The following is a 6,892-nucleotide window of genomic DNA, read 5'->3' on the forward strand; positions in this document are numbered from 1 at the left end:
TCAGTACTGCGAGAAGGTTTCCGCGCCGAGGTCGTGGCGTTCGTCGCCGTGTAGCGCCGGGGTGAACACGCAGATCAGCCGCAGGTCGGCGTCCGGACCTGCGACGAGGAAGTGCGCGTCGTGCTGGTTGAGCGCGTAGAGGGTCCCCGGCCCGATCCGGTGGGAGGTGCCCGCCATGTCCACGATGTCGCCCTCGCCTTCGATGCAGTAGCACGCCTCAAGGTGCCTGCGGTACTGCAGCCGGGACTTTGTGCCCGCGAGGACGGTGGTCTCGGTCATGGTGTATCCCATGCCGTCCGCTTCCACTAGCAGCCGAGTGCTGAGCCCGTTGCCCCAGTCGACAGTGGTGGCCTGGTCGCGCGTCCGTACGATCACTACCGCTCCTTTTCGTGCGAGGGCTCGCCCGGTTTCAGCTATTCCTGAAAAGGCCCGCGCGTTGCCCGCGTGCCGGTGCTGGCTTAAGGTTAAGGGAGTTTCAGGGCCGAGTTGCGCGACCCCGAGGAGGACGAATTGATCGTATCATCTGTTGAAGAGATTCAGCTGCCCGATGGCCGCAGTTGGTGGTGCTCCAAGAAATCCGACGTGTTGTTCATTTGGCGGGAGCTGTTCGAGAACAGCGCCTACGAGGCGGCCAGGGGGCGAATACGCGACGGTGACGTGGTGCTTGACGTCGGCGCGCACACCGGACTGTCCACCGCGTACTTCGCGCAGGCGGCCAAGGGGGTCGACGTGCACGCCTTCGAGCCAGCACCGGTGTTGTTCGACTGCCTGCGCCGCAACGTCGCCGACCTGGTCAACGTGCAGGTAAACCGGCTCGCGATCGGTGAATCGGCGAGGACAACCGAGTTCACCTTCTACCCCGACGCGCCGAGCAACTCCAGCCTCTACGCCGATCCAGCCGGTGACGACGCGGCCTCCGTGCGGTACCTGGTGAACCTCGGCATGGCCGAGAGCGACGCCGAGGCCTACTGCGCGGGCCTGCACCGGCCGGTCACCGAACTGGTCGATGTCCGGCCGCTCTCCGCGGTGCTGGAAGAGGTGGCGGCGGGACGCCCGATCGGTTTGCTCAAAATTGACGTCGAGAAAGCCGAATTCGACGTTCTCCGTGGTATTGACGAGGCCGATTGGCCACGACTGCGGACCATAGCGATGGAAGTGCACGACATCGACGGACGATTGGCGGCCTGCGTCGAGTTGTTGTCGCGGAACGGCTATTCCGTCGAGACCGGGCAGGACCCGTTGCTGCACGGTTCCGGAATGCACAGCCTGCTCGCCGTCCGCCGCTGAGACGCCGGTTCAGCCGTGCGCAGGTGATCGAGCGCGCCGGAGTGAGCGAGCAGGTCGTCCGGCGCGCTGTCGATCGCGATCTCGGTGGCGCGGCTCCATCATGAGGGGGTGACGTCCGCCCGGCCGAGACGATGTTGACCAGTTCCGCGTGCGAGTCGGGTGCCGTGCTGTGGTGGGCGGCGATCGGGGGGGGTGACCAGGTCCCGGCAGACGCCGACGACGTCGTCCACGAGCAGCGCCTCCGCGTGCCCGTTCATCTCCACCAGTAGTTCGCACGAGGAGCCGAGCAGCCGCCCGATCTCGATCGCCAGTCCCGACGGCGCGCACAGTTGGCGCAGGAGGGTGCCGTAATCGGCCGCGATTTCCGCCGCGGTGCACGAAAAAGCGCTGAAAGCGATAACCGCGGGAGCCCGCTCACCTCACCTGGTGAGCAGCCTTGCGGCTTCGACGGCCAGCGGTGCCGTCCCGCAGCGGGCGAGCACCCCGGCGACCGGCCGGTCACCCGGGGGCAGCCGATCGGGCACCGCGCGCGTAAGCGCTTCCGTCCACTTCGGACGGCAGCAGGGTGCGCAGTAGCTCGACCGTTTCGAACCCGTGCCCGGCCAGTCCCCGTGCACCAGTCCGGCCCGTGTCGCGCCTGCCGGGACAGTCCATCGCCAGCGGCCCGATCATCCGGCGAGCCGCCGATCGATCTCGGCGGCGAAGTCGGCCAGTGCCGGCTGCTCGATCATCGCCTGCACGGTCAGTTCCACCCGCCAAAGCCGACGGACCCGAAGCATCGCCTTGGTGGCGACGATCAAGTCGCCGCCCGCGTGGAAGAAGTGCTGCCCCGACCCGGTCACCGGCTTGCCGAGCACCTCGGTCCAGATCTGGGCGAGCGCCGCCTCGGTCGGGCTGCCCTGTCCCTCAGCCCGTATGACCGCTCCCGGCGACCACATCGAACATCAGCGCGCCGAGTTCGCGCTGTGTTGCGTTCCCGCAGACGAACTCGGCCGAGATCCGTTCGCGCACTTCGGCATCCTTTTCCTGGCTCAGCTTGAACATCCCGTCCGCCCGCTGCACAGTGAAGCGGAACGCGCCCACCGCAGGCCCGATTTTGCGGAAGTAGTCCAAAGAGGACTCCATGTTCCAGTGGCTCCCAAACCGGCTCTCGTAGGTGGCCACGGTCAGCTTGACCACCTCGAGCGTCTCCTCGAAGTCGGCGATCGGCTCGATGCGGCCGCGCAGGTGCACCGACACGAAGTTCCAGGTTGGCGACGCCGGCGTGGTCCGGTACAGCGTGGGCGTGACGTAGCTCTGCGGTCCCTGGAAGACGAGCAGGCCCTCGGCACCGCTGGAAAGCGCCTCCCACTGGGGGTTGGCGCGGTTGAGGTGCCCGAGTACGACGGCCCCGACCAGACCCTGCTCCCGCCCTGCGTCGCCGGGGGCGAAGATCGCGGGCAGGTGCGTCACATCCGGCACACCGTCCCCGTTGGTCACCAGGCAGGCCAGCGGATACCGCTCGATCACCTGGCAGAGCCAGTCCTCGTCGGACGCCCGGTACATCGAAGGCACGAACACCGCTTACCTCCCCATGATCGAGTCGCTGATCTCGCCCGCACGCACCGCGATGTTGGACAACAGGCCCGCGGTCAGGCCGTGGGTGTGCTCGGCCGCCGCCCCATGCAGGTAGATGCCGCACCGCACCGCGGCCGAGGTCACTACCCGGTAGTCGCGGTCGAGGGTGAACCGGCCGTCCGACTCGCGCTTGCAGTGCTCGGCCAGCTCGCCGAGCAGCGGGGCGGCGTCGGAAGGGCGATACCCGGTCGCGTAGACCACGGCGTCGGCGTCGAGCACCTCAACCGCGCCGGTCGGCAGGAATTCCACGGTCACGCGCACCCGGTCCGCGGTTTCGCCGACCTCGCGCACCCGCGACGCGCGCCGCACGCGCAACAGGTCCCGGCCGAGCACCGAGTCGCGGTACACGCCGCGGAACAACTCTTGCGCCAGGTCGCCGTCGACCACCGAGTAGTTGGTGCCCACGTGGTAGTCGAGCAACTGCCGCTTCACCGCTTCCGGCGCCTCGAAGAACTCGTCGACCGCTTCGGGGTCGAACACCCCGTTGGCGAACGGGCTGTCGTCGGCGACGCTGTAGCCGTACCTGGCGAAGACCGCGTGCACCTCGGCACCGGGAAACCGGTGCCGGAGGTGGCCCGCCGTCTCGGCGGCGCTCTGCCCGGCGCCGACCACGACGAACCGTTCCGGCGAGCCGGTCACGGACGCCGACCGGCCGAGCAGGCTCGCGCTGTGCCAGATTCTCGCCGACTCGGAGATCCCCGGTGGGAGCCACCGAGTGATGCCGGTGCCGACGACTACGTTCCGGGCCAGGCGGGTCACCGCCCGCCCGCCCGCTTCGGCCGTCACCTCGAGCAGTTCGCAGCCGTCGATTCCCGGTACCGCGCGGATCCGCGTCACCTCGGTGTCGTACCCGACCACGTCGTCGAACGGCTGCGCGGCCCATTCGAGGTAGTCGTGGAACTCCACGCGCAGCGGGTACAGCGTCTTGCTGTTCACGAACCGCGCCAGCCGACCGCGTGCCCGCAGGTAGGACACAAAGCTGAACGGGCTGGCCGGGTTGCGGAAAGTCACCAGGTCCTTGAGGAACGAGACCTGCATGGTCGCATCCTCGATCAGCATCCCCCGGTGCCAGCCGAACCGCGGCTGACGCTCGAGGAAGCCCATCCGCACCCCAGGCCGCTCCCGCAGCGCGATCGCTAGCGCGAGGTTGGCGGGCCCGAAGCCGATACCCAGCACGTCGAGCGGTTCGGTCACCTCAGTTTTCGGCATCGCTTCCCCGTCATACCGGCTCACCGGTGAAGTAGGTGTAGCGGCAGCAGATCTTGCCGCCGCGGAACTGGTGGAAGTCGGCCCACCGCACGGCGACCGGGACGCCGGACTTGGGTCGGCCCGAAAAGCCGCCGCGCACGGCTATCCAGTCGTCAGCCTCGACCACAGGCTCCACCGGGTGCCGCCCCCAGTCGATCAGCCTGCCGGTGCGGCAGAAGTCGTGGAACTCGGCGATGCCCCTGATCGGCTCGGTCCCGCCGCGTTCATCGACGACGTCGTCTTTGCGCAGGGCGAACATCGCGTCGAAGTCCGCGGTGTCGACTAACTCGTAGCAACGACGGACCATTGCCGTCCGCTGTCCGCTCATGCGCGGCTCTCTGTCGCCTCGACGAGGGAGCGCGGCCGCATGTCGGTCCAGTTCTCCTCGACGTAGCGGAGGCACTCCTCGCCGAACACGTGGCCCCAGCCCGCCGGTACCTCAGCGAACGCGGGCCAGAGCGAGTGCTGGCCCTCAGCGTTGACCAGTACGAGGAAGGTGTCGCCGACCTGGTCGAACGGACTCGTCATCTGTTTTTCTTCCCCCTGGTTCTGGTGGTCAGCGTTCGCCGCGCAGCCTGGCCGCGACGGTTCTGCAGATCAAGGCGACCGGTCCCGGCTGGGTCATGCTCCCGCAGTCGCACACGATGTCTTGATTCTCCGCCAAACCGTCCACATAGGACTCCAATGGCTGGTGGTCGAGCACACCCGGCGACCAGCCCGCCGTCGCGCTCCGGCGACCGCGACCACGCGGGTGCGCAAGGTGCACGTCTCCTCGACGACGATGGGGAGCACCGCTTCGAAGAGTTCGCCTCGAGCGGGCCATCAGTCTCCAGGTACCCACTCCAGGCGAAGATCGGGGTGGCCGGGTTCAGGTCTTGCGCGAACCACATGCCTGCCCGGGCCGCAGAGAGTGGGCAGTGCTTATTCCCTGACGCGGACAAAATAGGCCAACCCCCACCTGCTCGTTGTGCCAGCGAGAAAATGCTGCTAAACCGAGCGCCGCAAAATATGGCAAACCTAGTGGCACTCGCCGATCTGACGAGTGCTATCTAGTTAGGAAAGGTACCTGCTCTGTCGAGTTCGTCAAGGTCTTCCAGGGGAGAAATAAACGATTGACAGCGGACAACTTTTGTGATGTGCATCACAAAAGTTGTCGAGATGGTCGGCAAGGTATAAGAGTTTGATGAGGGGTGCCGCGTGGCGCGAAATCGGAAGCGGCACAAAACGAATCGGTGGTCCGTACGGCGCAGAAATTCCACCGGTCGCCAGGGGAGGCTGCTCGTGAAGATCCACGTCTCGGGACAAGCGGAATTCGCACTTCAGGTGACCGATGCCCCGTGCGCCGACAGCCATGACATCACCGGTGTCGCGGTGCCTCCGAGAAGAGCGGCCGGTCGCCCTAGGACGGGGTTCATTCGTGGGCCTATCCGAGATCGGCGCCCTGGGTCGACTCCGCCGAGTTGCGCGCCCACCACGCACCCGACGGCACCGAGATCATCGTCGCTGCTCACTCGCACGCGTTCGTCGGCAGGCGGACTCGTGCGCTGCTCGCGACGATCGGGCGCCACCCGAGCCGGTCGTCCCTGCACAGGAGGCGGGACGCGGTCCGATCGCAGCGCACGAGCACGTGATCGTCCCACCCGACTCGACGGCACGCGGCCTCTTGCTGGATCACCTGGCGCCGGTGGGCGTCAGGCCGCTTTTGCGGGCCGTCCACGGCCGCGGGTCGAGGTCGCCCAGGACGAGTGGCTGGCCACCTGGGAGCCCGCGCTGGGAGTCCCGCCACTGTTCAAGCCGGAACTGCCCGAGTTGCCCGGTGCGACTGTGGTCGACGGCAATCCGCTTTCGCTGCACCGCGATTGATCGCGCAGTGTTCCGATAGGGCTCGGGCGGGTAGACCGATTGGCGGTTGACCGCATTCGACTCCCGGCGGGCGTACCGCTTTTCGGGTGGATCTTCTGAAGAAGTAAATCGAGCCGGATGGCGTGTCTAACCGTGGTAGCCGTCTCGGCGCTTTCTCCGAAAGCCGCTGCTCAGTCCTGGCTTGCCGATGAATGAAACTTGGGACGCACGCCTGCTGCGGAAAATGTGCAATCAAGGCACCGCGCGAACGGTCCGGTCCGCCGCCCGGCCGATCGGATCGGGTGCACAGCCCGTCGGTCACGAGAGGAGTCCCGTCGGCGTGGGTGATGCCCCTGATCGAGCACCTGGCCCCGGTTTTTCACCGAGGTGTTGACGGCGCAGCAGCATGCCGTTGCCGATGTCGGCGCACGCCGGCCGAAAACGGATCGGCCGTGCGCGAAGATGCCTGATGAGCGCGGACCCGGCTCGAGCCATGCTTCGAGGTGCTGGCGGCATCGAAATCGGCGAAGAGGTCGAGCAGCGAGCATCTGCGCCGGAGTGCGCTGGGGATCACCGGCGAATGCGGTTTTCATGGTGATACGGCGAGAATGAGCCTGATTTATCCAAGCGGTCGTCGAAATCCTGCAACACCTGCCGAAGGCTTTCCCGCGGCCGTTGAGGTCGTGGAGCCGGCTGGCCGAGCAAAGCATTTGACCAGGTGGGAGCCTCTTTCGCGTTGGCTCCAGCTGGTGCCTCCACGGTCGGCTTGCGGCCAAGCAGCCCGCTCGCGTCGATTGACTTCCATTCGGGTTTCCGCGCGGCGGAATGAGCCGCTTCTTGCATGATGACGATTCCGCTTCGTCCACTCTGCGATGCAACCCTACGTTCGATCGTGAGT

At 66.8% G+C, this 6,892-nt stretch carries 9 protein-coding genes; 1 reads left to right on the forward strand and 8 read right to left on the reverse strand.

What is annotated here, in order from left to right:
• Complete coding sequence (locus ACZ7OI_RS49145) at window positions 1-375, reverse strand: ectoine synthase (protein ID WP_470271008.1); 375 nt, start codon at window positions 373-375, stop codon at window positions 1-3.
• 207 nt (window positions 376-582) lie between these two features.
• Here ACZ7OI_RS49145 and ACZ7OI_RS49150 point away from each other — a divergent pair, with 207 nt between their 5' ends.
• A complete protein-coding gene (locus tag ACZ7OI_RS49150; protein WP_470271009.1) occupies window positions 583-1,287 on the forward strand; it encodes an FkbM family methyltransferase in 705 nt (234 codons plus the stop codon).
• A gap of 668 nt (window positions 1,288-1,955) precedes the next feature.
• Here ACZ7OI_RS49150 and ACZ7OI_RS49155 read toward each other — a convergent pair.
• The 7 genes from ACZ7OI_RS49155 to ACZ7OI_RS49185 form a co-directional block, all read right to left on the reverse strand.
• Window positions 1,956-2,225: a phosphopantetheine-binding protein gene (locus tag ACZ7OI_RS49155; protein ID WP_470271010.1), complete on the reverse strand. Its 270-nt coding sequence runs from the start codon at window positions 2,223-2,225 to the stop codon at window positions 1,956-1,958.
• Window positions 2,194-2,847, reverse strand: a complete 654-nt coding sequence (locus ACZ7OI_RS49160; RefSeq protein ID WP_470271011.1) for an FMN-binding negative transcriptional regulator — start codon at window positions 2,845-2,847, stop codon at window positions 2,194-2,196. Before ACZ7OI_RS49160 ends, ACZ7OI_RS49155 begins: the two co-directional genes overlap by 32 nt.
• A gap of 3 nt (window positions 2,848-2,850) precedes the next feature.
• Complete coding sequence (locus ACZ7OI_RS49165) at window positions 2,851-4,113, reverse strand: lysine N(6)-hydroxylase/L-ornithine N(5)-oxygenase family protein (protein ID WP_470271012.1); 1,263 nt, start codon at window positions 4,111-4,113, stop codon at window positions 2,851-2,853.
• A gap of 10 nt (window positions 4,114-4,123) precedes the next feature.
• Window positions 4,124-4,480, reverse strand: coding sequence for a nuclear transport factor 2 family protein (locus ACZ7OI_RS49170; protein ID WP_470271013.1), 357 nt, complete (start codon window positions 4,478-4,480; stop codon window positions 4,124-4,126).
• Complete coding sequence (locus ACZ7OI_RS49175; RefSeq protein WP_470271014.1) at window positions 4,477-4,680, reverse strand: MbtH family protein; 204 nt, start codon at window positions 4,678-4,680, stop codon at window positions 4,477-4,479. The genes ACZ7OI_RS49170 and ACZ7OI_RS49175 overlap by 4 nt, the downstream gene beginning before the upstream one ends.
• A 28-nt stretch (window positions 4,681-4,708) precedes the next feature.
• The gene (locus ACZ7OI_RS49180; protein ID WP_470271015.1) at window positions 4,709-4,918 is read right to left on the reverse strand and encodes a hypothetical protein; all 210 of its coding nucleotides are present in this window, start codon (window positions 4,916-4,918) and stop codon (window positions 4,709-4,711) included.
• Window positions 4,919-6,564: 1,646 nt separating this feature from the next.
• Window positions 6,565-6,892: hypothetical protein (locus ACZ7OI_RS49185; RefSeq protein ID WP_470271016.1), on the reverse strand; the 328-nt coding region annotated here is incomplete at its 5' end.

The sequence above is a fragment of the Amycolatopsis sp. NPDC114503 genome (assembly GCF_055633655.1).

Bases quoted from the DNA above. Each gene is read 5' to 3' on its own strand.
- ACZ7OI_RS49170 (WP_470271013.1), bottom strand. From the start codon at position 4,480: ATGAGCGGACAGCGGACGGCAATGGTCCGTCGTTGCTACGAGTTAGTC.
- ACZ7OI_RS49175 (WP_470271014.1), bottom strand. From the start codon at position 4,680: ATGACGAGTCCGTTCGACCAGGTCGGCGACACCTTCCTCGTACTGGTC.
- ACZ7OI_RS49165 (WP_470271012.1), bottom strand. From the start codon at position 4,113: ATGCCGAAAACTGAGGTGACCGAACCGCTCGACGTGCTGGGTATCGGC.
- ACZ7OI_RS49155 (WP_470271010.1), bottom strand. From the start codon at position 2,225: ATGTGGTCGCCGGGAGCGGTCATACGGGCTGAGGGACAGGGCAGCCCG.